General features: G+C 71.4%; 24 protein-coding genes. 17 read left to right on the top strand and 7 right to left on the bottom strand.

Translation table 11 applies throughout. From position 1 onward, the window contains the following. Nucleotides 1-6: 6 nt before the first annotated feature. Complete coding sequence (gene tatA, locus AB0G84_RS29940; protein ID WP_361327552.1) at nucleotides 7-204, bottom strand: Sec-independent protein translocase subunit TatA; 198 nt, start codon at nucleotides 202-204, stop codon at nucleotides 7-9. Nucleotides 205-621: 417 nt separating this feature from the next. On the opposite strand from tatA, the gene rpmG reads away from it, so the two are divergent. The 5 genes from rpmG to AB0G84_RS29965 all read left to right on the top strand — a co-directional run bounded on the left by rpmG (nucleotide 622) and on the right by AB0G84_RS29965 (nucleotide 3,181). Further along, entirely contained in the window at nucleotides 622-786 is a 165-nt protein-coding gene (rpmG, locus tag AB0G84_RS29945) for a 50S ribosomal protein L33 (RefSeq protein WP_361327555.1), read from the top strand. Between the two features lie 7 nt (nucleotides 787-793). Beyond that, the gene (locus tag AB0G84_RS29950) at nucleotides 794-1,045 is read left to right on the top strand and encodes a type B 50S ribosomal protein L31 (RefSeq protein ID WP_361327558.1); all 252 of its coding nucleotides are present in this window, start codon (nucleotides 794-796) and stop codon (nucleotides 1,043-1,045) included. Further along, nucleotides 1,045-2,196 carry a GTP-binding protein gene (locus AB0G84_RS29955; RefSeq protein ID WP_361327561.1) on the top strand — a complete coding sequence of 384 codons (1,152 nt, stop codon included), beginning with the start codon at nucleotides 1,045-1,047 and terminating at the stop codon, nucleotides 2,194-2,196. Before AB0G84_RS29950 ends, AB0G84_RS29955 begins: the two co-directional genes overlap by 1 nt. Before the next feature lie 125 nt (nucleotides 2,197-2,321). Further along, nucleotides 2,322-2,558, top strand: coding sequence for a 30S ribosomal protein S18 (rpsR, locus tag AB0G84_RS29960; protein WP_361327563.1), 237 nt, complete (start codon nucleotides 2,322-2,324; stop codon nucleotides 2,556-2,558). Nucleotides 2,559-2,941: 383 nt separating this feature from the next. Then, nucleotides 2,942-3,181: a DUF397 domain-containing protein gene (locus AB0G84_RS29965; RefSeq protein WP_361327566.1), complete on the top strand. Its 240-nt coding sequence runs from the start codon at nucleotides 2,942-2,944 to the stop codon at nucleotides 3,179-3,181. A gap of 83 nt (nucleotides 3,182-3,264) precedes the next feature. Here AB0G84_RS29965 and AB0G84_RS29970 read toward each other — a convergent pair whose 3' ends face one another. Further along, complete coding sequence (locus AB0G84_RS29970; RefSeq protein ID WP_361327568.1) at nucleotides 3,265-3,747, bottom strand: ATP-binding protein; 483 nt, start codon at nucleotides 3,745-3,747, stop codon at nucleotides 3,265-3,267. Between the two features lie 314 nt (nucleotides 3,748-4,061). Between AB0G84_RS29970 and AB0G84_RS29975 the strand changes: the two genes are divergently transcribed. The 4 genes from AB0G84_RS29975 to AB0G84_RS29990 all read left to right on the top strand — a co-directional run bounded on the left by AB0G84_RS29975 (nucleotide 4,062) and on the right by AB0G84_RS29990 (nucleotide 7,981). After that, the gene (locus AB0G84_RS29975; protein WP_361327571.1) at nucleotides 4,062-4,925 is read left to right on the top strand and encodes a helix-turn-helix transcriptional regulator; all 864 of its coding nucleotides are present in this window, start codon (nucleotides 4,062-4,064) and stop codon (nucleotides 4,923-4,925) included. A gap of 84 nt (nucleotides 4,926-5,009) precedes the next feature. Further along, complete coding sequence (locus AB0G84_RS29980; RefSeq protein WP_361327574.1) at nucleotides 5,010-6,467, top strand: aldehyde dehydrogenase family protein; 1,458 nt, start codon at nucleotides 5,010-5,012, stop codon at nucleotides 6,465-6,467. A 228-nt stretch (nucleotides 6,468-6,695) separates the two neighbouring features. After that, entirely contained in the window at nucleotides 6,696-7,250 is a 555-nt protein-coding gene (locus tag AB0G84_RS29985; RefSeq protein ID WP_361327577.1) for a DinB family protein, read from the top strand. Nucleotides 7,251-7,315: 65 nt separating this feature from the next. Then, complete coding sequence (locus tag AB0G84_RS29990; protein WP_361327580.1) at nucleotides 7,316-7,981, top strand: PadR family transcriptional regulator; 666 nt, start codon at nucleotides 7,316-7,318, stop codon at nucleotides 7,979-7,981. 149 nt (nucleotides 7,982-8,130) lie between these two features. On the opposite strand, the gene AB0G84_RS29995 is transcribed toward AB0G84_RS29990, so the two are convergent. From AB0G84_RS29995 to leuE, 3 genes are all read right to left on the bottom strand, one after another. After that, the gene (locus tag AB0G84_RS29995) at nucleotides 8,131-9,546 is read right to left on the bottom strand and encodes a glutamate decarboxylase (protein ID WP_361327583.1); all 1,416 of its coding nucleotides are present in this window, start codon (nucleotides 9,544-9,546) and stop codon (nucleotides 8,131-8,133) included. A gap of 14 nt (nucleotides 9,547-9,560) precedes the next feature. Beyond that, a complete protein-coding gene (gene wrbA / locus AB0G84_RS30000; RefSeq protein ID WP_361327586.1) occupies nucleotides 9,561-10,184 on the bottom strand; it encodes an NAD(P)H:quinone oxidoreductase in 624 nt (207 codons plus the stop codon). Nucleotides 10,185-10,418: 234 nt separating this feature from the next. Then, nucleotides 10,419-11,087, bottom strand: a complete 669-nt coding sequence (gene leuE / locus AB0G84_RS30005) for a leucine efflux protein LeuE (protein WP_361327588.1) — start codon at nucleotides 11,085-11,087, stop codon at nucleotides 10,419-10,421. A gap of 115 nt (nucleotides 11,088-11,202) precedes the next feature. On the opposite strand from leuE, the gene AB0G84_RS30010 reads away from it, so the two are divergent. Next, nucleotides 11,203-11,961, top strand: coding sequence for a MerR family transcriptional regulator (locus AB0G84_RS30010; protein ID WP_361327591.1), 759 nt, complete (start codon nucleotides 11,203-11,205; stop codon nucleotides 11,959-11,961). A gap of 40 nt (nucleotides 11,962-12,001) precedes the next feature. On the opposite strand, the gene AB0G84_RS30015 is transcribed toward AB0G84_RS30010, so the two are convergent. Then, nucleotides 12,002-12,370 (bottom strand): YbjQ family protein, encoded by a 369-nt coding sequence (locus AB0G84_RS30015; RefSeq protein WP_361327594.1) that lies wholly within the window; start codon nucleotides 12,368-12,370, stop codon nucleotides 12,002-12,004. Nucleotides 12,371-12,568: 198 nt separating this feature from the next. Here AB0G84_RS30015 and AB0G84_RS30020 point away from each other — a divergent pair, with 198 nt between their 5' ends. After that, on the top strand, nucleotides 12,569-13,285 hold the full coding sequence (locus tag AB0G84_RS30020) for a VTT domain-containing protein (RefSeq protein WP_361327597.1): 717 nt from the start codon (nucleotides 12,569-12,571) through the stop codon (nucleotides 13,283-13,285). Nucleotides 13,286-13,473: 188 nt separating this feature from the next. Further along, nucleotides 13,474-15,180, top strand: coding sequence for a threonine/serine exporter family protein (locus tag AB0G84_RS30025; protein WP_361327600.1), 1,707 nt, complete (start codon nucleotides 13,474-13,476; stop codon nucleotides 15,178-15,180). 140 nt (nucleotides 15,181-15,320) lie between these two features. On the opposite strand, the gene AB0G84_RS30030 is transcribed toward AB0G84_RS30025, so the two are convergent. Further along, nucleotides 15,321-15,812: an inorganic diphosphatase gene (locus AB0G84_RS30030; RefSeq protein ID WP_030567880.1), complete on the bottom strand. Its 492-nt coding sequence runs from the start codon at nucleotides 15,810-15,812 to the stop codon at nucleotides 15,321-15,323. Nucleotides 15,813-15,937: 125 nt separating this feature from the next. Between AB0G84_RS30030 and dacB the strand changes: the two genes are divergently transcribed. The 5 genes from dacB to ftsH all read left to right on the top strand — a co-directional run bounded on the left by dacB (nucleotide 15,938) and on the right by ftsH (nucleotide 22,810). Then, a complete protein-coding gene (dacB, locus tag AB0G84_RS30035) occupies nucleotides 15,938-17,476 on the top strand; it encodes a D-alanyl-D-alanine carboxypeptidase/D-alanyl-D-alanine-endopeptidase (RefSeq protein WP_361327603.1) in 1,539 nt (512 codons plus the stop codon). Between the two features lie 120 nt (nucleotides 17,477-17,596). Further along, a complete protein-coding gene (locus tag AB0G84_RS30040; RefSeq protein ID WP_361327606.1) occupies nucleotides 17,597-18,742 on the top strand; it encodes a zinc-dependent metalloprotease in 1,146 nt (381 codons plus the stop codon). 190 nt (nucleotides 18,743-18,932) lie between these two features. Further along, a complete protein-coding gene (gene tilS, locus AB0G84_RS30045; protein ID WP_361327609.1) occupies nucleotides 18,933-19,940 on the top strand; it encodes a tRNA lysidine(34) synthetase TilS in 1,008 nt (335 codons plus the stop codon). 84 nt (nucleotides 19,941-20,024) lie between these two features. Beyond that, nucleotides 20,025-20,564 carry a hypoxanthine phosphoribosyltransferase gene (gene hpt / locus AB0G84_RS30050; protein WP_361327719.1) on the top strand — a complete coding sequence of 180 codons (540 nt, stop codon included), beginning with the start codon at nucleotides 20,025-20,027 and terminating at the stop codon, nucleotides 20,562-20,564. A 236-nt stretch (nucleotides 20,565-20,800) separates the two neighbouring features. Further along, nucleotides 20,801-22,810 carry an ATP-dependent zinc metalloprotease FtsH gene (gene ftsH / locus AB0G84_RS30055; RefSeq protein WP_361327612.1) on the top strand — a complete coding sequence of 670 codons (2,010 nt, stop codon included), beginning with the start codon at nucleotides 20,801-20,803 and terminating at the stop codon, nucleotides 22,808-22,810. The last annotated feature ends 68 nt before the right edge of the window (nucleotides 22,811-22,878 follow it).

A 22,878-nucleotide genomic window follows, 5' to 3' on the forward strand; every position in this document is an offset into this window, starting at 1 on the left:
CGGGTGTCACTGCCCGGCGGCGGACTCCGGGCGGGGTGCCTCGGTGGTCCGGTCGGCCTTGAGGGCCCCGGCCTCGGACTTCAGGATGCGCGCCGAGCGACCGAGGCCGCGCGCCATCTCAGGCAGCTTCTTCGAGCCGAAGAGCAGCACGACGGCCGCGATGATCAGGAGCAGGTGCCAGGGTTCCAGGGCGTTGCGGAGCACGGGCGCACTCGCTTTCGTCGGGGCCGGTGGACGCTCTGGCCAGTATTACCCGAACGGTCCGGCCGCCCGGGACGTGGGGCGCCTGCGGGGTCGGGTGGCCGGCGGTGGCGCCTGCGGGGGCGGCCCGGGTCGGGTGGCGGGGTGCTCCTCCCGTGGTGAGTGCGAGGTCCGGGCGACGGCCTGGAAGAGCGCGCGCCGAGCCGCGTAACAGGCGACGACGGCGCGCCGCCGGCCGTGGGTGAGTGCCGTCCGCCGGGTCATCGGGCCCTCCCTCCTCGCGTGCGGTGTGCGGTGTGCGTCGGTGGGGTCCGGTGGGTGACCGGTCGGGCGGGCGGGGCGGACATGGGCGGTCCCTTCGGTCGAAGGCCCTGGTCAGAGGCTATTGAAAATGGAAACCATTTCCGTATACTACTCGGCATGGCCCGCAACGAACTGCGTCCCGTCATCAAGCTCCGGTCCACCGCCGGTACCGGATTCACCTACGTCACCCGCAAGAACCGCCGTAACCACCCCGACCGCCTGGAACTGCGGAAGTACGACCCGGTGGCCGGCCGGCACGTCACCTTCCGAGAGGAGCGCTGAAGACCCCATGAAGCCCGGAATCCACCCCGCCTACGGGCCGGTCGTCTTCCGCGACCGGGCCGCGGGCCACGCCTTCCTCACCCGCTCCACCGCCACCAGCGACAAGACCGTCGAGTGGGAGGACGGCGGCACCTACCCCGTCATCGACGTCGAGATCTCCTCGGCGAGCCACCCCTTCTACACGGGCGCCGCCCGGGTGCTGGACACCGCCGGCCGCGTCGAGCGCTTCGAGCGCCGCTACGGCAGGCAGGCCCGTTGATGGAGCCGCTCAACGTCGTGCTGGTGGGCGGCCTGCATGCGGATGCCCGGCGGGCCGCCGTCGGGCAGCTGCTGCGCTCGGTGCCCGGCAGCGTCGCCCTCCACCACGACCTCACCCCGGCCGCCGTCGACGGCACCGTGCGGCGCACCGTGCGCGACGCCGGCGGCACGCTCGACACCGGCGAAGCGCCGCTGGTCAACGACTGCGCCTGCTGTGCGCTGCGCGAGGACCTGGTGCCCGAACTGGAGCGGCTCGCCGCCGGCCGGACCTGCCGGCTGGCGGTGGTCGAGCTGTGGGACTCGGTCGAGCCCAAGGCGATGGCCGAGGTCATCTGTTCCTGCGGCAGCGGGAACCTCGTCCTGACCGGAGTGATCACCGCGGTCGACCCGGCGCTGGTGCTGCCCTTCCTCGGCTGCGGCGACGACCTCGCCGACGGCGGCCTGGCCGCGGCCGCCGCCGATCAGCGGACGGTCGCCGACACCTGGGCGCGCCAGCTGGAGTACGCCCCGGTCCTGGCGCTCGCGACGGGGGAGGAGCAGGCGGACGCCGCCGACCTCGCCCTCCTCGATCAGCTCCACCCCACCGCACGCCAGATTCCGGTCACCTCGGGGGAGTTGGCCGCCGCCGCGACGGCCGGCTTCGACGTCGAGGCGGCCGCGGCCCGGCAGCACCCCGCCTGTGCGCTGCTGCCGCAGGAGGCCGACGCCGACGAGGTCGGCACGCTGGTCTGGCGACACACCCGGCCCTTCCACCCCGAGCGCCTCTATGCCGCGCTGGAGGACCTGACCTGTGCGGCAGCCCGCAGCCGGGGCCGGTTCTGGCTGGCCGACCGCCCGGACACCCTGCTGGCCTGGGACGCGGCCGGTGGCGCGCTGTGCGTGGAGAGCGCCGGGCCGTGGCTGGCCTCGCTCCCGGACGCGGCCTGGGAGATGGTCCCGCCGGTACGCCGGGCCGCCGCCGCACTGGACTGGCACCCCGAGCACGGCGACCGCGCCCAGCACCTGGTCTTCACCTCGCCCGGCCTGGACCGGGAGGGCCTGCGGTCCCTGCTGGATTCCTGTCTGCTCACCGACGCCGAGTACGCGGGCGGGCCGACCGCCTGGAAGGGCCTGGCCCCCGCCTTCGACGGCCTCCTCGACCCGGTGTCCTGACGCACCCGGGGTGCCCGCATGCCCCCTGCGCGGTGCCGCGGTGCACGCCCGGCACCGGGGCGCGTGCCCGCGCTCCGCGGCCGTCCCTCCGTCCCACCCGACCGCCCCGTACAAGGACGTCTCCCATGCCCCGTCGGCACGACCCGCACCGGAAGCCCACCGCCCGCCGCAATCCGCTGGATGCGGCCGGCATCACCTACATCGACTACAAGGACACCGATCTGCTGCGGAAGTTCCTCTCGGACCGCGGCAAGATCCGCAGTCGCCGGATCACCCGGGTCACCGCGCAGCAGCAGCGGCAGCTCTCCCGGGCGATCAAGAACGCACGGGAGATGGCCCTGCTCCCGTACGCGTCACGGTGACGGGCGCCGCCCGGTGACGGGTGCCCGTCGCGTGACGGCTGGGGGATTCCCTGCGAATGGCCCGCGGGGAATCCCCTTCGCACGTCCGGGGCGGGCTGGCCGGGCCGCGCCAGGCGCCGCCTCCCGCGGAACCCGACGGGCGTGGCACACGTCTCTTCCCCGTCCGTGAGGGCGCAGGCCCCGGCGATCCGTACCAGGTACCAGGGCGCCGCCTCGCGGGCGGTGGCCGGCGGTCGGTCGTGCGGGGGCGCTCGGGGGCGGTGTACGACGAGCTGTGACGGGCTCGGCACCCGCAGTCGTGCACGTGCATCTGCGCATGCATTCGCATGTGAACGCAGCTATGATCCGGGGCAGTTGACACCATTTATCACCGGGAGATCCCAGTGCCCCACGCATACAACGGCATGGCCGCAACGGATCTTCGCGATGTGGCCTGGCAGAAGAGCCAGCACAGCAACTCCCAGGGGTCCTGCGTGGAATTCGCCAAGCTCCCCGGCGGCGACATCGCGGTACGCAACTCGCGCTTCCCGGACGGTCCCGCGCTCGTCTACACGCCCGCCGAGGTCCGGGCGATGCTCCTCGGCGTCAAGGACGGGGAGTTCGACCACCTCGTACCGGACTGAGGGCCCGTCGTCCGCACCGCACCGCGCACGCCGGCGGCCGGGCACCGTCCACGACGGGTGCCCGGCCGCTGGTGCGAGGCCGGCTACGGCAGCCGGAACTGCGCCCACACGATCTTGCCGTGGGTGACACCGGTGAGCGGGTGCCAGCCCCAGCTGTCGCTGAAGGACTCCACCAGGTACAGCCCGCGCCCGGACTCCGCGGCGGAGTCGGCCTCACCGGCCACCGGGGAGTCGTCGCTCGGATCCCGTACGGCGCAGACCAGCCGCTGTGACCAGCGCATCAGGTGGAGCCGGGCCGGCGGGGTGGCGCCGGCGTGCTCGGGGGTCGCCAGCACCGCGTGCCGCAGCGCATTGGTGACCAGTTCGGAGACGACCAGGGCGACCGAGTCGAAGAGGTCCTCCAGCTCCCAGCCCTGCAGCGTCTCGCGGGTGAACCTCCGTGCGCAGCCCACCGATTCGTAGTGCGGTGGGAGGGTGCACGACGCGGATCCGGGGACGGCCAGGGGGTCGGCGGGAGGAAAGCCCTGCCATAACGGCTGGAGCATGGTCAAAACCTTGGTCCCCATGCGAGGCACTCCTGGCGTTCGCGGACGTCATGACCCTGGCCGGTCAGACGGATCTGACGGATCTTTCACGAGCGTGCATGCGTGCGTCGCCCATGGTTCCCAATGTGCGAGACAGATGCAAGGGCAGATGCACGTGCACGTGCCGCGATTGCTCCAACTCGCCTTGGTTTGCGGGGAATTATCGGTGTCGGTTTGTGTAAAGGGCTTGCGGGGGCCTCACGTATCCGTAACCGGATGAGCACGCAACGGAGCCCGGACATGGCAGACTGCGGCCCACTGTTGGACTGGTGGGGGTCACAGGAGGGGTCGCAGAGGTGTCCGGAAGTGAGTCGAGTGGGTCGGTGGTGCGGCGGATCCTGCTCGGGTCGCAGCTTCGCCGCCTGCGTGAATCCCGCGGGATAACCCGTGAGGCGGCCGGCTATTCGATCCGTGCGTCGGAATCGAAGATCAGCCGTATGGAGCTGGGCAGGGTGAGCTTCAAGGCGCGCGACGTCGAGGACCTGCTCGTGCTCTACGGCGTCACCGACGCACAGGAGCGCGAGGCGCTGCTCTCCCTGGCGCGCGAGGCCAACGTCGCCGGCTGGTGGCACAGTTACACCGATGTGCTGCCCGGCTGGTTCCAGACGTATGTGGGCCTGGAAGGCGCCACCTCGCTCATCCGGGTCTACGAAGTCCAGTTCGTCCACGGGCTGTTGCAGACCGAGGCCTATGCCCAGGCCGTCGTCCGGCGCGGTATGCCGGACGCCGCGCCCGCCGACATCGAGCGCCGGGTCGCGCTGCGGATGGAAAGACAGAAGCTGCTGGTGTCCGAACGCCCGGCACAGTTCCAGTGCATCCTGGACGAGGCCGCGCTGCGCCGCCCGTACGGCGACCGCCAGGTCATGCGCGAGCAGGTGCGGCACCTCATCGAGGTGTCCGAAAGCCCCAATGTGCGCCTTCAGGTCATGCCCTTCAGCATGGGTGGGCACGCCGGTGAATTCGGCGCCTTCACCATGCTCGGATTTCAGGAATCCGGTCTGCCGGACGTCGTTTTCCTCGAACAGCTCACCAGCGCGCTCTATGTGGACAAGCCCGAGGAAGTGGCGCAGTACGGACGGGTGATGGACCGCCTCCAGGAGGAAGGGCCCGGGCCGGCGGAGACCAGAGACCTTTTGCGCGGGCTTCTCCAACTTATGTGACGCGTCGGTAGGATGGCGCACCATCAGGAGTCAGCACCCCCCAACTTGGCGCCCTGTGTGCCCTGTTCTCCAGATCGGGATGGCATGTCCTACTTCGACGAGTTGGCCTATCAGTTCATCGACGGTGAGTGGCGCTCCGGAAGCGGCTCGTGGGACATCGTCGATTTCAATCCCTACAACGGCGAGAAGCTGACCTCCATACCCGTTGCCACGGTCGACGAGATCGACCAGGCCTACCGCGCCGCCGAGCGGGCGCAGCGGGAATGGGGCGCCGTCAATCCGTACAGCCGCCGGCTGGTCTTCGAGCGCGTGCTGCGGATCATCGACGACCGCGAGGAGGAGCTGGCCGACGCGATCGCCGCCGAGGTCGGCGGAACCCGCGCCAAGGTGGGCTTCGAGCTGCACCTGGCCAGGGAGTTCCTGCGGGAGGCGATCCAGCTGGCGCTGCGCGCCGAGGGCCGCATCCTGCCCTCGCCCATCGACGGCAAGGAGAACCGGCTCTACCGTCTGCCGGTCGGCGTGGTGGGGGTCATCAGCCCCTTCAACTTCCCCTTCCTGCTGTCGATCAAGTCGGTGGCGCCGGCCCTCGCGCTGGGCAACGCGGTCGTCCTCAAGCCGCACCAGAACACCCCGGTCTGCGGCGGCGGCCTGGTCGCCAGGATCTTCGAGGAGGCCGGTCTGCCGGCCGGTGTGCTCAACGTCGTGGTCACCGACATCGCCGAGATCGGCGACGCGCTGATCGAGCACCCGGTGCCCAAGACCCTCTCCTTCACCGGTTCGGAGAAGGTGGGCCGGCACGTCGCCACCGTCGCCGCCGCGCACTTCAAGAACACCGTCCTGGAACTGGGCGGCAACAGCGCCCTGGTGGTCCTCGACGACGCCGACCTCGACTACGCCGTGGACGCCGCGGTCTTCAGCCGCTTCGTCCACCAGGGCCAGGTCTGCATGGCCGCCAATCGCATCCTGCTGGACCGCGCGGTGGAGCGGGAGTTCACCGAGAAGTTCGTGGCCAAGGTGGCGTCGCTGCGGGTGGGCGACCCCACCGATCCGCAGACCCACATCGGGCCGCTGATCAACGAGGGCCAGGCCGAGGCCGTCACCTCGCTGGTCGACCGCGCCGTCGCCGAGGGCGCCTCGGCGCTCCTCCGGGGTGAGACGCACGGCACCCTCGTGGCACCCAGCGTGCTGACCGGGCTCCCGGCGGACTCGCCGCTGCTCACCCAGGAGATCTTCGGCCCGGTCGCCCTGCTGGTGCCCTTCGACGGCGACGACGAGGCCGTGCGGATCACCAACGGCACGCCGTACGGGCTGAGCGGCGCCGTGCACTCCGGCGACATCGAGCGCGGGGTGCGGTTCGCCAAGCGGATCGACACCGGGATGTTCCACGTCAACGACGCCACCGTGCACGACGAGCCGATCGTGCCGTTCGGCGGGGAGAAGAGCTCTGGCCTGGGGCGGCTGAACGGCGATGCGATGGTGGAGGCCTTCACCACCACCAAGTGGATCTCCATCCAGCACGGGCGGTCGCGCTTCCCGTTCTGAGGGGGCGTGCCCGCTGCGAGGTGCTGCCGCGGGGCCCGTTCCGTGGGCCCCGCTCCGTAGGCCCGTACTGAGGAGCCCGTACCGAGCAGCCGTTCCGTGGCGCCCGTTCGGAGGACACCTTCGTCATGGAGGACAGAGGGTGTCCTCCATGGCTTCTAGCGTCAGGGGTGTCGGAAGGGCGGCGGCGGGTGCGCCGGACGGCCCTTGGCACGGTGAAAGGCGGATGTCATGCCCACTCATGTTCTGGCCGAGGCCCACGGTGACGAGACCGGTGCGCTGCTGGCCTTCCTGGAGGCACAGCGCGGCGGGCTCCGGCGGGCGGTGCTCGGACTGACCGAGGCCCAGGCGGGGAAGCGGCCGAGCGCCAGCGAGCTGTCGCTGGCCGGGCTGGTCAAGCACGTGGCGCAGACCGAGCAGGGCTGGGTGGAGACCGCGCAGCAGCGGCCGCACTCGATCGAGCGGAACCAGGACACCTGGCACCTGAGCTTCCAGCTGGAGGAGGGCGAGACCCTCGCCGGAATGCTGGAGTTCTGGGACGGCGTCGCACGGCGGACCGAGGAGTTCATCCGGTCAGTGCCGAGCCTGGACGACACCTTCCCGCTGCCCGAGGCGCCCTGGTTCCCGCCGAACGCCCGGCAGTCGATGCGCTGGCTGCTGCTGCACCTGATCGAGGAGACCGCCCGACACGCCGGCCATGCCGACATCATCCGTGAGTCGCTCGACGGCAGGACGGCCTTCGAGCTGGTGGACGAGGAGCGCGCGGCCCGGAAGCAGGCGGACTGAGGCGGGCGCCCTGGGGCGTTGCTCCGAACGCAGCGCCCTACGGGGCAGCCCTTAGCCTGGACCGCATGTCAGCGATCCGTCTCCTGGTGCTCGGTGCCGTCCGCCAGCACGGCCGGGCCCACGGCTATCAGGTGCGCAACGACCTGGAGTACTGGGGCGCTCACGAGTGGTCCAACGCCCAGCCCGGTTCGATCTATCACGCGCTCAAGCAGATGGCGAAGCAGGGGTTGCTGCACGCCCACGAGACCGCGCCCTCCCCGGCCGGCGGTCCGCCGCGTACCGAGTACGAGATCACGGAGCGGGGCACACAGGAGTTCTTCGCGCTGCTGCGCACCTCGCTGACCGCCCACGACCAGAAGCCCGACGTGCTGGCGGCGGCGCTCGGGTTCCTGGTCGATCTGGGGCGGGCGGAGGCCCTGGAGCTCCTGGCGGAGCGGGTGCGGGGCATCGAGGCGTGGCGTGCCGAGGTGACCGGCTCCTACCTGCCGGAGGAGGGGCCGGGGCAGCTCGGCCACATCGGCGAGATCATGAACTACTGGGTCCACTCGGCGGAGGCCGGGGCGGAGTGGACCCGGGGTCTGATCGAGCGGATCAAGGGCGGGGCGTATGTCTTCGCCGGCGAGGGGGAGCCGTTCGTCGGCGTGCTCGCCAAGGGGCAGACGAACCCGTACGCGACGAAGCCGGCGCGGGGCCGCCGCCCCGTGGGCGGGCACTCAGCAGACGGGCACTGAGCAGACGGGCACTGAGCAGACGGGCGCTGAGCAGACGGGCAGTGAGCAGACGGGCACTGAGCAGACGGGCGCTGAGCAGACGGGCAGTGAGCAGACGGGCGCTGAGCGGGCCGGTACGGGCCCCGTCGCCGGCGGGGCGCCGGGGCGGCTCAGTGGTGGAAGGCGGTGGCCACGCCCTCGGGGCGGTCCATCGGGCCCGGCTGTTCGCGGAGTTCGGGCAGCAGCTGATCCAGGTCGGCCATGAAGAGGTCGGCCAGGTCGTGGGAGAAGCCGTTGCGGCAGACGATGCGCAGGACGGAGAGGTCCTCGCGGTCGGGCGGGAAGGTGTAGGCGGGAACCAGCCAGCCGCGCTCCTTCATCCGGCGGGAGACGTCGAAGACGTCGAAGGCCTTGATGTGGTCGGCGGTGGTGAAGGCGAAGACCGGCAGCTCGTCGCCCTGGGTGAGCAGCCGGAAGTCGTCCACGGCGCCGATGCGTTCGGCCAGTGAGCGGGCCACGTCCCGGGTCGCCTGCTGGACGGCGCGGTAGCCCTCCCGGCCGAGCCGCAGGAAGGTGTAGTACTGGGCGGCGACCTGGGCGCCGGGGCGGGAGAAGTTCAGGGCGAAGGTCGGCATATCGCCGCCCAGGTAGTTGACGCGGAAGACCAGCTCCTCGGGGAGGGCGGTCTCGTCGCGCCACAGCGCCCAGCCGACGCCGGGGTAGACCAGGCCGTACTTGTGGCCGGAGGTGTTGATGGAGGCGACCCGGGGCAGCCGGAAGTCCCACACCAGCTCCGGATCGAGGAACGGCGCGATCATGGCCCCGGAGGCGCCGTCCACATGGACGGGGATGTCCCAGCCCTTCTTCTCCTGGACCTCGTCGAGCGCCGCGCAGATCTCGGCCACCGGCTCGTAGGACCCGTCGAAGGTCGAGCCGAGGATGGCCACCACGCCGATGGTGTTCTCGTCGCAGAGGTCGGCGGCGGAGGCGGCGTCGAGGTGGAAGCGGTCGCCCTCCATGGGGACCTGGCGGGCCTCGACCTCCCAGAAGTTGCAGAACTTCTCCCAGCAGACCTGGACGTTGGCGCCCATGATGAGGTTGGGCCGGACGGTGGCCGGATAGCGGTCGGTGTTGCGCTGCATCCAGCGGCGCTTGAGGGCCATCCCGGCGAGCATGCAGGCCTCGCTCGACCCGGTGGTGGAGCAGCCGACCGCGGACGAGGGCTCGGGGGCGTGCCACAGGTCGGCGAGCATCGCCACACAGCGCCGCTCCAGTTCGGCGGTGCGCGGGTACTCGTCCTTGTCGATCATGTTCTTGTCCCGGCAGTCCGCCATCAGGACGCCGGCCTGCGGCTCCATCCAGGTGGTGACGAAGGTCGCCAGGTTGAGCCGGGCGTTGCCGTCCAGCATCAGCTCGTCGTGGACGAACTGGTAGGCCGCGTGCGGGGTGACCGGGCCGTCGGGCAGGGTGTGCCGCGGCGGCGAGGTGTCCATCCCGGCGACCGGGTCGGCCTCGCCGTAGAAGGGATTGACCGGGTGGCCCGCGCTCTTGCGGTCGGTTGCCGATGCGCCTTTGTGCAGAGTCATCTGTCGCGCCTACCTCAACTTGCCGGTGAAAGGCCGTGCTTGATGGCTTTGGTGAACTTCACCACGCGTTCCGCCTGGATCCGGGCGGCGGTGCGCGCGTCGTCGTCGGGCGGGACGTCCGGGCCGCCGACGTGGGAGGTGCCGTAGGGGTTGCCGTCGATGAACTTCGCCGGGTCGGTGTAGCCCGGGGCGATGAGGATGCCGCCGAAGTGGTGGACGGTCTGGTACAGCGCGAGCAGGGTGGACTCCTGGCCGCCGTGCCGGGTGGCGGACGCGGTGAAGCCGCTGTAGACCTTGTCGGCCAGGCGGCCCTGTTGCCAGAGGCCGCCCAGGGTGTCGAGGTACTGCTTGAGCTGGGAGGACACATTGCCGAAGCGGGTCGGGGTCCCGAAGATCACCGCGTCCGCCCAGAGCACGTCCTCGTGGGTGGCCTCCATGATGTCCGCGGTGGCCGCGGCGTTGGCGGCCCAGGCCGGGTGGGCGTCGATCGCCGTCTGGGGGGCGAGTTCGGCCGTTCGGCGCAGCCGTACGTCGGCGCCGGCGTGCTCGGCGGCGTCCGCGATCCGCCGCGCGAGTTCGGCGATGGTGCCGGTGGACGAGTAGTAGATGACGGCCACGTGGATGTCGTGGACGGGCATGGACCCACCTCCTGCAACCCGACAATACGGGCATAGGGGGTGAGTGGCCTCCAGGGTTCGCCCAGTGGAAGCGCACCGGGCGGGCCGCGCCCCGGAAGGCGGCGCTCACCCGGCCGGCGCGCGGGGCGCCGTCCACGCTGTCGCCGGCCGGCCGGCCGGCCGGCTGTCGCTCGCTCAGCCACCGCCGGCCCGGCCGGCGCTGACTCAGCTTGAGCCGCCTGAGCCTGCGCCGACTCAGCTCGCGCTGGCCAGCGACAGCTTGGCCGCGAACCCCAGGAACGCCGCGCCGGCGCCCGCGGACAGCCCGGCCGTCAGCCGCCTGCGCCGCCGGAACGTCGCCGCCAGATACGCCCCACTGAAGATCAGGACCGACAGGTAGGTGAAGCTGAACAGCTGCGCCCAGGCGCCCAGCGTCAGGAACGACAGCACCGGGTGCGCATACGCCGGGTCCACGAACTGCACGAAGAACGAAATGAAGAACAGGATCGCCTTCGGGTTGAGCAGGCTGACCACCAGCGCCCGGCGGTACGGCCGCTCGGCGGCCTCCTTCGGCGCCGCGGCCGCCCCGTTGCCGTCCCGTGCGGCCCGGCGGACCTCCCGCCCGCGCCACAGCGCCCAGGCGCCGCGCAGCATGCCCACCGCCAGCCAGGTCAGGTAGCCAGCGCCGGCGAACTTGACGAGCGTGAACAGCACCGGACTGGCCTGCAGCAGCGAGGCCACCCCGCCCGCCGACAACGTCATCAGCACCGTGTCCCCGCACAGCACACCGGCCGCCGCCCGGTACGCCACCCGCGGCCCGCGCCGCGCCGCCACCGAGACGACGTACAGCGAATTCGGGCCCGGCAGCAGAATGATCAGCGCGAGCCCCGCCAGATAGGTGGACAGATCCGTTATCCCCAGCATGAGCGGCAGGATCTCACCCGTCGCCCGTCCCCCCACCGGCTTTTTCACCATCCGGACTTGCACCTCACGCGGCGTGAGGAACCACGGTGGAACGCGTACCGAGAAGGGAGCGGAAGTGAGCCATTCGGTAGGCCAGGTCGCGGAATTCGCCGGAGTGACCGTGCGCACCCTGCACCACTACGACGAGATCGGGCTGCTCGCCCCGAGCGCCCGCAGCCATGCCGGTCACCGGCGTTACGACGACGCCGACCTCGACCGGCTCCAGCAGATCCTGTTCTACCGGGAGCTGGGCTTCCCGCTCGACGAGGTCGCGGTCCTGCTCGACGACCCGGACGCCGACCCGCTGGACCACCTGCGGCGCCAGCACGACCTGTTGTCCACCCGGATCGAGCAGCTGCGCACGATGGCCGAGGCCGTCGAACACGCCATGGAGGCACGGAAGATGGGCATCAACCTCACGCCCGAGGAGAAGTTCGAGGCCTTCGGGGAGTACGACCCGGACCAGTACGAGCAGCAGGCGCGGCAGCGCTGGGGCGACACCGAGCCCTACCGGCAGTCACAGCGCCGGGCGGCCGCGTACACCAAGGAGGACTGGCTGCGGATCAAGGGCGAGGCGGCGCGGAACACCGAGGCGTTCGCCGCCCTGATGGAGTCCGGCGCCGAGCCCGGCTCGCCGGCGGCGATGGACCTCGCCGAGGAGCACCGGCAGCAGATCAGCCGGAACTTCTACGACTGCACCTTCGAGATCCACACCGGGCTCGCCGAGATGTACACCGCGGACGAGCGCTTCACGGCCACCTTCGAGAAGATCAAGCCGGGGCTGGCCGCCTACCTGAGGCGGGCGATCCTGGCCAACGCCGCGCGGCACTCCTGAGCGCCGTACGGACCCTGGCCCCGCCGCCCGCGGCCCCTCATCAGGACCGCGGGGCCAGCACCACCGCGGTGCCGTACGCGCACACCTCGGTGCCCACGTCCGCGGCCTCGGTGACGTCGAAGCGGAACATCAACACCGCATTGGCACCCCGCGAGCGGGCCTGCTCCACCAGCCGCTCCATCGCCTGGTTACGGGTCTCCACCAGGGTCTTGGTCAGCCCCTTCAGCTCGCCGCCGACCAGCGATTTCAGGCCGGCGCCGATCTGGCTGCCCACATGCCGGGAGCGCACCGTGAGGCCGAAGACCTCACCGATCATCCGCTCCACCCGGTACCCCGGTACGTCGTTCGTCGTCACGACCAGGACGTCGGACTGCGCGTGCTGCCCGCCGCCGTACTCATCGATGCCCATGCGCGGTGCACCTCCTCACGGCCAGCATCACCCGACCCCGCCCGCCCGGCCAGCGGTCGGGGAGCGGTCGGGTGGAGGCCGGGGAGCCCGCCTGGAACCACCGGGGGTCATCCGGCGTTGATAGCTTTGGGCCGCACACGCGCCTGCTTCCCCGTCGCTCGCACGATCCGGCGCCCTCGACCCAGGAGCCTTCACCCCGTGAATACTCTCGCGCTCGGCCCGCAGTGGCTGGACCCGGACTATCTGATCGCGACGTTCGGCCTGATCGGCGTCCTGGTCATCGTCTTTGCGGAGTCCGGCCTGCTGATCGGCTTCTTCCTGCCGGGGGACTCGCTCCTGTTCACCACCGGACTGCTGGTGACCACCAACAAGCTGGACCGCCCCCTGTGGCTGGTGTGCTGCCTGGTCGTGCTCGCCGCCGTCCTCGGCGACCAGGCCGGCTATCTCTTCGGCCGCAAGGTCGGCCCCTCGCTCTTCAAGCGCCCCGACTCCCGGCTGTTCAAGCAGGAGAACGTCGAGAAGGCGCACGAGTTCTTCGAGAAGTACGGCCCCAAGTCGCTGATCCTGGCCCGCTTCGTGCCGATCGTGCGGACCTTCACGCCGATCGTCGCCGGTGTGAGCCGGATGAACTACCGCTCCTTCATCACCTTCAACGTCATCGGCGGTGCGCTGTGGGGCGCCGGTGTCACCCTGCTCGGCGCGCTGCTGGGCAACGTCGAGTTCGTCCACAAGAACATCGAGCTGATGCTGGTCGCGATCGTGCTGATCTCGGTCGTCCCGATCGCCATCGAATTCCTGCGGGCCCGCAGCAAGGCCAAGAAGGAGGGGCCGGTGCCGGCCGGGCAGGACCTGCCGGGCCGTCCGCACGGCGCCACCGCGGAGAGCGCGCGGCGGGGGCGGCACGCCAAGCGCTGAGGGCTGTCCCGTAGGGCGCTCCGAAAGCAGTGCCCCAACCCGCCCAGTCCGCCCGCCCAGTCCGCCCGCCTCGCGGTGCCCGCGGGCGGTAGCGGAAATTAGCGCCCCGCGCGCGCACCACGTCCGGCGATCAGGCATCGTGTCCTTGGACCACCCCCCAGGAGGCCAACAAGGAGCGAAGACCCGTGGTGTCGGACCCACATGCATCGGAGCAGGCCGGCGGTTCCCCCGAGGACCGCAAGCCGCCGGACGAGGCGCACAGCGCCTTCACCCCGCCGCTCGGTGTTCCCCACCCCCCGATCCCCGAGGACGAGCACCCCACCTCCGAGTTCGCCCTGCCGGCCGGTCTGCGCCCGGAGGCGCCCGCCGAGCCGGAGGGTTCCGCTTTCGTACGGCCCGGCAGCACCACCGGGCAGACCCCGCTGCCCACCCCCGCCGGCGCCACCGCCCTGAGCGCGGCCTTCACCCCGCCGCACGGCATCCCCGTCATCCACCTGACCAAGGAAGCGCCCTGGCAGGACCGGATGCGCACGATGCTGCGGATGCCGGTGGGGGAGCGGCCGGTACCGGAGCGGCTCGGGGGCGGCGACGAGGAGACCGGGCCCGCCGTCCCCCGCGTCCTCGACCTGACGCTGCGCATCGGCGAGATCCTGCTCGCCGGCGGTGAAGGCGCGGAGGACGTCGAGGCGGCGATGTTCGGCGTCGCCTACGCCTACGGGCTGGAGCGCGTCGAGCCGACCGTCACCTTCACCCTGCTGTCCATCTCGTACCAGCCCTCGCTGGTCGACGACCCGGTCACCGCGAGCCGGACGGTCCGGCGCCGCGGCGTGGACTACACCCGGCTGTCCGCGGTGTTCCGGCTGGTCGACGACATCACCTCCGAAGGCATCACCCTCGAAGAGGCCTACCGCGGCCTGGCCGAGATCCGCCGTAACCGCCACCCCTACCCGAGCTGGGCGCTGACGGTGGCCTCCGGGCTGCTGTCCGGCGCGGCCTCGATGCTCGTCGGCGGTGAGTCGCTGGTGTTCCTGGCGGCCGCGGTGGGCTCGATGCTCGGCGACCGGCTGGCCTGGCTGGCGTCCGGGCGCGGGCTGCCGGAGTTCTACCAGTTCGTGGTCGCCGCGATGCCGCCCGCGGCGGTCGGTGTCGCCTTCGGCCTGGCGCACGCCAATGTGCAGGCGTCCGCGGTGATCACCGGTGGGCTGTTCGCGCTGATCCCGGGGCGGGCGCTGGTCGCCGGTGTGCACGACGGGCTGACCGGCTACTACATCACCGCCGCGGCCCGCCTGCTGGAGGTCGGCTACCTCATCGTCGGCATCGTCGTCGGCGTGCTCAGCGTGCTGTATGTGGGGCTCCAACTGAACCCCGGCCTCCGGCGGCTCAACCCCGAGCAGGCGTTGCAGGTCTACAAGGCGCCGGTGGTGCAGACCATCGCGGCCATGCTGCTGGCGCTGGCGTTCTGCGTGCTGCTCCAGCAGGAACGTCACACCGTGGCCTTCGCGACCATAAACGGCGGGGTGGCCTGGGTGGTGTACGGCGCCCTCGCCCACGTCGCCGGCATCAACGCGGTGCCCGCCACCGCCATCGCGGCCGGACTGGTCGGCCTCTTCGGCCAGTTGCTCTCCCGCTACCGCTACGCCTCCGCGCTGCCGTACGTCACCGCGGCCATCGGCCCGCTGCTGCCCGGTAGCGCCACGTACTTCGGCCTGCTCAACTTCGCCCAGGGGCACCTGCCGCAGGGCCTGACGTCGCTGGTCCAGGCCGCCTCGCTGGCGCTGGCCATCGCCGTCGGGGTCAACCTCGGCGCCGAGGTCGCCCGGCTCGTCCTGCGCACGCCGGTCGTCCAGGAGGGCGGCCTCGGCCGCCGCGCCGCCAAGCGCACCCGGGGCTTCTGACCCCCTGGGCCCGTCCGGCCCGACACGCAGCGAAGGGCGGCACCCGACTGGGTGCCGCCCGTTCGCGTACGAAAATCAGAGCGCGGCCCACGGCGTGCGGGGCCGCGCTCGGCCCGCCATCGGGGGGCCGGGGCGCCGGATCAGTGGCCGCCCTGCGCCTCGAAGCGCTTGTACGAGGCCTCGATCTCGGCCTCGGCGTCGGTGCGGCCGACCCAGTCGGCGCCCTCGACGGACTTGCCGGGCTCCAGGTCCTTGTAGACCTCGAAGAAGTGCTGGATCTCCAGGCGGTCGAACTCCGACACGTGGTGGATGTCGCGGAGGTGCTCCACCCGCGGGTCGGACGCCGGGACGCACAGCAGCTTGTCGTCGCCGCCGGCCTCGTCCGTCATCCGGAACATGCCGATGGCACGGCACTTGATGAGGCATCCGGGGAAGGTCGGCTCGTCCAGGATGACCAGGGCGTCCAGCGGGTCGCCGTCCTCACCCAGGGTGTTCTCGACGAAGCCGTAGTCGGCCGGGTAGCTGGTCGAGGTGAAGAGTCGACGGTCCAGGCGGATCCGACCGGTCTCGTGGTCCACCTCGTACTTGTTCCGCGAACCCTTCGGGATCTCGATGGTGACGTCGAACTCCACGGGTGGCTCCTCCATGATCAACACATACGTCTGGTGATTAAGTGTCCCCCACGCAGGTGTGTGGTGGCGAAAGGGGCTGGTCCGAGGTGCCGGAGACCAGAACGTGGCAGGTCAGATGGCAGTCGTTGCAGCGTTCCGCGCGGACGGCGTCGCGCGCGGCGGGCCGCTCCGTACGGGCAGCGACCGACACCGCGCAGCAGGCCTGGGAGGCCACACCGCGCCACACCCGGCAGACCTGGCGGCTGACGGTGGTCTCCGCAGCAACCGGGCTGGCGGTCGCGACCGTCGCGGTGGCGGCGGCCGGCCCGTGGGACTCGGGTCAGCGTACGGCCGAGCGGGCGGAGGCGGCCGTGATGGACGGTGCCAGTGGCGAGCATCACGCCGGGGACCGGGTCCGGCCCGCGCCCAGCGCCCCGCCCGTCCTGCCCGCGCTGGGCGACCCCACGGCCGGTGCGGCCGGCCGTGGCGCGGCGCCGGTGCCCACCGGCGCGGGGCTCGCCGACGCCCTGGAACCGCTGCTGAAGGACCCGGCGCTGGGGCCGCTGCGCACCGCCTCGGTGCTCGATGTCGCCGCCGGCCGGCAGGTCTTCGGCGCCGACCAGGACAAGGCCGCCACCCCGGCCTCCACGGTCAAGCTCGCCACCGCCGTCGCCGCACTCGCCACCCGCGGTCCCGACCACCGCATCGACACCACCGTCGTCCGTGCCGGCAAGGACCGCATCGTCCTGGTCGGTGGCGGCGACCCCACGCTCACCGCCCGCGCCCCGCAGCCCGGCACCGTGGAACAGCCCGCCAGCCTCCGCACCCTGGCCGATGCGACCGCCCGCGCCCTGCGCAAGGAACACCGGACCACGGTGGAGCTCGGCTACGACACCTCCGCCTACTCCGGCCCGGTCGACCACCCCATCGGCCCCAACGAGAACCTCGCCCCGGTCACCGCGCTGATGGCCGACGAGGCGCGCCTGGACGACAGCGACCACGGCCCCGCGCCGCGTGCGGCCGACCCGGCCGACGACGCCGCCCGCGCCTTCGCCGACCTCCTCCACCAGCGCGGCATCACCGTCGACGGCGACCCGGCCGCCGCCAAGGCGCCCAAGAAGCCCGACCGCCTCGCCACCGTCCACTCGCTGCCGCTGTCCGCCCTGGTGGAGCGGATGCTCACCCACTCCGACAACGACATCGCCGAGGCGCTGGCCCGCCAGACCGCCCTGGGCTCCGGCCGGCCGGCGAGCTTCGCCGGCGCGTCCCAGGCGGTGCGCACCGCCCTGGCCCGTCAGCGGCTCCCGCTCGCCGGGGCCGTCTTCGCCGACGGCAGCGGCCTGGACCGCACCGACAAGGTCTCCGCCACCCTGCTCTCCCACCTCCTGGTGCAGGCCGCGAGCCCCGGCCAGCCCGCCCTGCGCCCGGTGGTCACCGGTCTGCCGGTCGCGGCGTTCACCGGCACCCTCAGCGGGCGCTACGCCGGCCAGAGCGCCGGCGCCGGGGCGGTACGCGCCAAGACCGGCACGCTCACCGGCGTGAACACCCTCGCCGGCACCGTCGTCGACGCCGACGGCCGGCTGCTGGTCTTCTCCTTCATGACCTCCGGCACCACCGACCCCCAGGGCGCCCAGAAGGCCCTCGACAACCTCGCCTCGGCGGTGGCGAACTGCGGCTGCCGCTGACGCGCCGGACGGTGCGCCCGGTGCCGCCGCCGTCGGGGCGGCGCGTACCGGGCGCGCGAAGGTGAAGCCCGAAGCCGCCGTCGGCTACCCCGGGCCCGGGCACCCACGTACGGTGAACTCATGACGAGCATCGGTGGGACCGAGATGGTCGACTGGAATCTCGCGGTCGCGACCGCGACCCGGTTCGTACGCCCGGGTCCGGAGGTGAGCCGGGACGAGGCGCGGGCGATCGTCGCCGAGCTGCGCCGGCACGCCAAGTCCTCCGAGGCGCACGTGCGCGCCTTCACGCGGCTGGCACAGCCCGACGCGGCGGGCGGGGCGCCGCACGACACCCCGGTGCTGGTCGTGGACCGGCCCGGCTGGATCCGGGCCAACGTGGCGGGCTTCCGCGCCGTGCTCAAGCCGCTGCTGGCGAAGATGGAGGACCGCCGCTCGACGGTCCCCGGCGGTGCGGTGCTCGGCGCGGTCGGCGGCAAGGTGACCGGCGTGGAGCTGGGCATGCTGCTGTCGTTCCTGGCGTCCCGCGTCCTCGGCCAGTACGAGACCTTCGCCCCGGCCTCCCGCGAGCTGCCGGCCGCGGCCCAGGGTGGCCGGCTGCTGCTGGTCGCCCCGAACATCGTCCACGTGGAGCGCGAGCTCGAAGTGGCGCCGCACGACTTCCGGTTGTGGGTGTGCCTGCACGAGGAGACCCACCGCACGCAGTTCACCGCCGTGCCCTGGCTGCGCGACCACATCGAGGGCGAGATCCAGTCGTTCCTCGGCGAGACCGACATCGACCCGGGCGCCCTCCTGGAGCGGCTGCGCCAGGCCGCCCAGTCGCTGGCCGGCGCCAAGCCCGAGGGCGAGGAGGGCGACGAGGACGGCCGGTCCCTGGTCGACCTCGTCCAGACCCCGGCGCAGCGGGAGATCCTCGGACGGCTGACCGCGGTGATGTCCCTGCTGGAGGGGCACGCGGACTACGTGATGGACGGGGTGGGCCCCGACGTCGTGCCGTCGGTCGCCGAGATCCGGGAGAAGTTCCAAAAGCGCCGGGCCAGCGGCGCCGGCCGGCTCGACCAGGCGCTGCGCAAGCTGCTCGGGCTGGACGCCAAGCTGCGGCAGTACCGCGACGGGGAGCGGTTCGTCCGGGCGGTCGTCGAGGAGGTCGGCATGGACGGCTTCAACCGCGTGTGGACCTCGCCGAACACCCTTCCGACCAAACAGGAGATCGCCGAACCGGCGGACTGGATCGCGCGGGTGCACCGCAAGGCGGACGGGGCACCGTAGGCGGAAGTTGTGAGCCGGGCTCGTCGCGTGGCAGAAGAGCGCCCCTTCAATCACCCGTCTGAGGGACCGTTACCGATGGATAGGCGTGCAATGCTCGGGGAACCGCTCGCCTCTGTCACCATCTAGGCACTCTCCGTGACGAAGGTGCCTCGCCGGCCTGAGGCTCCCAGCTGAACGATTGGAAACGGACATGGGTCCCCATCCAGCGGTCGCCGCGATACGCCTGGCGGTCCGCCGCGTACTCCACGACGTGCTCAACCACCACTGCGCACACGACCGGCACGAGCCCCCGCTGGTGCTCGTCGCGTGCTCCGGCGGCGCCGACTCGATGGCGCTCGCCTCCGCTCTCGCTTTCGAGGCCCCCAAGCTGGGCGTCCGCGCCGGCGGCGTCACCGTCGACCACGGCCTCCAGGACGGCTCCGACCTCCGCGCCGCCGAGGTCGCCCTGCGGCTGCGGGCCCTGCGGCTCGACCCCGTCGAGGTCGTCGCCGTCACCGTGGGCCGCGAAGGAGGCCCCGAGGCCGCCGCCCGGGACGCCCGCTACGCCGCCCTGGACGCCACCGCCGAACGCCACGGCGCCGGCGCCGTCCTCCTCGGCCACACCCGCGACGACCAGGCCGAGACCGTGCTCCTCGGCCTCGCCCGCGGCTCCGGCACCCGCTCGCTCTCCGGGATGGCCGCCACCAGCGGGCACGACGGCCGCTACCGCCGGCCCTTCCTCGACGTGGACCGCCAGACCGCCCGCAAGGCCTGCCTGATCCAGTCGCTGCCCGTCTGGGACGACCCGCACAACACCGACCCCGCCTACACCCGCTCCCGTCTGCGCCACGAGGGCCTGCCCGCCCTGGAGAAGGCGCTCGGCAAGGGCGTGGTGGAGGCGCTGGCCCGTACCGCCCAGCTCTCCCGCGACGACGCCGACGCCCTGGACGCCTGGGCCGCCGCGGCCGAGGGCACCGTGCTCGACGAGACCGGCGGCCTCGACGTCGCCGGACTGTTCGCGCTGCCGCCCGCCGTGCGCCGCCGGGTGCTGCGCCGGGCGGTGATCGGGGCCGGCTCCCCGGCCGGTTCGCTCTTCGCCCGCCACATCGAGGAAGTGGACCGGCTGATCACCGCCTGGCGCGGGCAGGGAGCCATCAACCTCCCCGGGCGGGTGGGTGTCCGGCGGCAGGGTGGCAGACTTGTCATCCGGCAGGGCTGAGCCACGGACGCCGCCTTGCAGCTGAAGTTTCACGGATGACGTGAACCGAACCGAGCGAGAGTGGCACGGGTGGACGACAAGGACATGGGCTCCGACCTGCAGTCGGTACTCATCACCAAGGAAGAGATCGACGCCAAGCTGGCGGAGCTGGCGGCGAAGATCGACGCGGAGTACGCGGGCAAGGACCTGCTCATCGTCGGTGTCCTCAAGGGCGCCGTGATGGTGATGGCGGACCTGGCGCGCGCGCTGTCCACCCCCGTCACGATGGACTGGATGGCCGTGTCCTCCTACGGCGCGGGCACCCAGTCCTCCGGCGTGGTTCGCATCCTCAAGGACCTCGACACCGACATCAAGGGCAAGCACGTCCTGATCGTCGAGGACATCATCGACTCCGGCCTGACGCTGTCCTGGCTGCTGTCGAACCTCGGTTCGCGTGAGCCGGCCTCGCTGGAGGTGTGCACCCTGCTGCGCAAGCCGGACGCGGCCAAGGTCGCCATCGACGTGAAGTGGATCGGCTTCGACATCCCCAACGAGTTCGTCGTCGGCTACGGCCTGGACTTCGCCGAGAAGTACCGCAACCTGCCCTTCGTCGGCACCCTCGCACCGCACGTCTACGGCGGCTGAGAGGCTCCTCCGGCACGGCGGGAACCCTTCGGGGCTTCCCGCCGTTGGAGCAGGGAGAGCGGAATCCTCGGCTGCATGTTCACTGTCGGCGCAGGCGCCGGGTGACAATGCTGGGGTACCGTCCGAAGGCAGTTTGTTTTTCGGGCCAGTAATACACCGTACGCACGACCAACCCTCCCGAGGGCGTTGTGCCTCACTGTGGCAGGAGGGACGGGGCCGTCAACGGCTCCGTATGGATGGACGTGAAGCGATACTTCCGTGGGCCGGTCATGTGGATCGTGCTGGCCGTCCTCGCCGTGGTCGTGTTGATGCAGGTCGTCGGCTCGTCCGGCGGCTACAAGACGGTGGACACCGGTCAGGTCGTCAAGGCGATCGCTGACAACAAGGTGAAATCCGCCGAGCTGACGACCGGTGACGAGAACAAGATCAAGGTCGAGCTGTCCGGCTCCAACAAGGTCGACGGCTCCAACAAGATCCAGGCCAGCTACATCGGCGACCAGGGCGTCGACCTGGCAAAGAACCTGCAGGCCAAGTACCAGACCGGCGAGATCAAGGACGGGTACACCGTCTCCCCGTCGAAGCAGAACCCGTTCGTCGGTGTGCTGCTCTCGCTGCTGCCCATCGTCCTCATCGTGGTCGTCTTCCTGTTCGTGATGAACCAGATGCAGGGCGGCGGCTCCCGGGTGATGAACTTCGGGAAGTCCAAGGCGAAGCTGATCACCAAGGACACCCCCAAGACGACCTTCGCGGACGTCGCCGGGTCGGACGAGGCCGTCGAGGAGCTCCATGAGATCAAGGAGTTCCTGCAGGAACCGGCCAAGTTCCAGGCCGTGGGTGCCAAGATTCCCAAGGGCGTGCTGCTGTACGGCCCGCCCGGAACGGGCAAGACGCTGCTCGCGCGCGCCGTCGCCGGCGAGGCGGGCGTCCCGTTCTACTCGATCTCCGGCTCCGACTTCGTCGAGATGTTCGTCGGTGTCGGTGCCTCCCGGGTCCGCGACCTGTTCGAGCAGGCCAAGGCGAACGCCCCGGCGATCGTCTTCGTCGACGAGATCGACGCCGTCGGCCGGCACCGTGGTGCGGGCCTGGGCGGCGGTCACGACGAGCGTGAGCAGACCCTCAACCAGCTGCTGGTCGAGATGGACGGCTTCGACGTCAAGGGCGGTGTGATCCTGATCGCCGCCACGAACCGTCCGGACATCCTCGACCCGGCGCTGCTGCGCCCCGGCCGCTTCGACCGGCAGATCGCCGTGGACCGCCCGGACCTCCAGGGCCGCCTGGAGATCCTCAAGGTCCACCAGAAGGGCAAGCCGGTCGCCCCGGACGTCGACCTCTCGGCCGTCGCCAAGCGCACCCCCGGCTTCACCGGTGCCGATCTGTCGAACGTGCTGAACGAGGCCGCCCTGCTGACGGCCCGCAGCGACGAGAAGCTGATCGACAACAAGTTCCTGGACGAGGCGATCGACCGCGTCGTGGCCGGACCGCAGAAGCGGACCCGGATCATGTCCGAGAAGGAGAAGAAGATCACCGCGTACCACGAGGGCGGACACGCCCTGGTCGCGGCGGCCTCCCCGAACTCCGACCCGGTCCACAAGATCACGATCCTGTCCCGCGGCCGGGCCCTGGGCTACACCATGGTCCTGCCCGACGAGGACAAGTACTCCACCACCCGCAACGAGATGCTCGACCAGCTGGCCTACATGCTGGGCGGCCGCGCTGCGGAGGAGCTGGTCTTCCACGACCCGACCACCGGTGCCGCGAACGACATCGAGAAGGCGACCGCCACCGCCCGCGCCATGGTCACGCAGTACGGCATGACCGAGCGGCTGGGTGCGATCAAGTTCGGCACCGACAACTCCGAGCCCTTCCTGGGCCGTGAGATGGGTCACCAGCGCGACTACTCCGAGGAGGTCGCCGCGCTGGTCGACGAGGAGGTCAAGAAGCTCATCGAGGCCGCGCACAACGACGCGTGGGAGATCCTGGTCGAGAACCGCGATGTGCTCGACAACCTCGTGCTGACGCTCCTGGAGAAGGAGACGCTCGGCAAGGAGGAGATCGCCGAGCTGTTCAAGCACGTGGTCAAGCGCCCGGCCCGCCCGGCGTGGACCGGCTCCTCGCGCCGTACGCCCTCCACCCGCCCGCCGGTGCTCTCGCCCAGGGAGCTGGCTCCGGCCAACGGCTCGGCGACGCCCACCACCGTCTCCACGGAGAAGGCGGAGGCTCCCGAGGAGCCGCGTACCGAGGGCTGATCCCGCGGGCCGGCCACCGGCCCCGGAAATACCTGCCGCGCCCCCCAAGGTTTAGCCTTGGGGGGCGC

The sequence above is a fragment of the Streptomyces sp. NPDC020742 genome, from assembly GCF_040641675.1.
GTDB lineage: Bacteria > Actinomycetota > Actinomycetes > Streptomycetales > Streptomycetaceae > Streptomyces.

Excerpts from the sequence above, each read along its gene's own strand:
- rpmG (WP_361327555.1), top strand. The coding sequence starts at position 622 with ATGGCCCGCAACGAACTGCGTCCCGTCATCAAGCTCCGGTCCACCGCC.
- AB0G84_RS29950 (WP_361327558.1), top strand. The coding sequence starts at position 794 with ATGAAGCCCGGAATCCACCCCGCCTACGGGCCGGTCGTCTTCCGCGAC.
- AB0G84_RS29955 (WP_361327561.1), top strand. The coding sequence starts at position 1,045 with ATGGAGCCGCTCAACGTCGTGCTGGTGGGCGGCCTGCATGCGGATGCC.
- rpsR (WP_361327563.1), top strand. The coding sequence starts at position 2,322 with ATGCCCCGTCGGCACGACCCGCACCGGAAGCCCACCGCCCGCCGCAAT.
- AB0G84_RS29970 (WP_361327568.1), bottom strand. The coding sequence starts at position 3,747 with ATGGGGACCAAGGTTTTGACCATGCTCCAGCCGTTATGGCAGGGCTTT.
- AB0G84_RS29980 (WP_361327574.1), top strand. The coding sequence starts at position 5,010 with ATGTCCTACTTCGACGAGTTGGCCTATCAGTTCATCGACGGTGAGTGG.
- AB0G84_RS29985 (WP_361327577.1), top strand. The coding sequence starts at position 6,696 with ATGCCCACTCATGTTCTGGCCGAGGCCCACGGTGACGAGACCGGTGCG.
- AB0G84_RS29990 (WP_361327580.1), top strand. The coding sequence starts at position 7,316 with ATGTCAGCGATCCGTCTCCTGGTGCTCGGTGCCGTCCGCCAGCACGGC.
- AB0G84_RS29995 (WP_361327583.1), bottom strand. The coding sequence starts at position 9,546 with ATGACTCTGCACAAAGGCGCATCGGCAACCGACCGCAAGAGCGCGGGC.
- wrbA (WP_361327586.1), bottom strand. The coding sequence starts at position 10,184 with ATGCCCGTCCACGACATCCACGTGGCCGTCATCTACTACTCGTCCACC.
- leuE (WP_361327588.1), bottom strand. The coding sequence starts at position 11,087 with ATGCTGGGGATAACGGATCTGTCCACCTATCTGGCGGGGCTCGCGCTG.
- AB0G84_RS30015 (WP_361327594.1), bottom strand. The coding sequence starts at position 12,370 with ATGGGCATCGATGAGTACGGCGGCGGGCAGCACGCGCAGTCCGACGTC.
- AB0G84_RS30040 (WP_361327606.1), top strand. The coding sequence starts at position 17,597 with ATGACGAGCATCGGTGGGACCGAGATGGTCGACTGGAATCTCGCGGTC.
- tilS (WP_361327609.1), top strand. The coding sequence starts at position 18,933 with ATGGGTCCCCATCCAGCGGTCGCCGCGATACGCCTGGCGGTCCGCCGC.
- hpt (WP_361327719.1), top strand. The coding sequence starts at position 20,025 with ATGGGCTCCGACCTGCAGTCGGTACTCATCACCAAGGAAGAGATCGAC.
- ftsH (WP_361327612.1), top strand. The coding sequence starts at position 20,801 with ATGGACGTGAAGCGATACTTCCGTGGGCCGGTCATGTGGATCGTGCTG.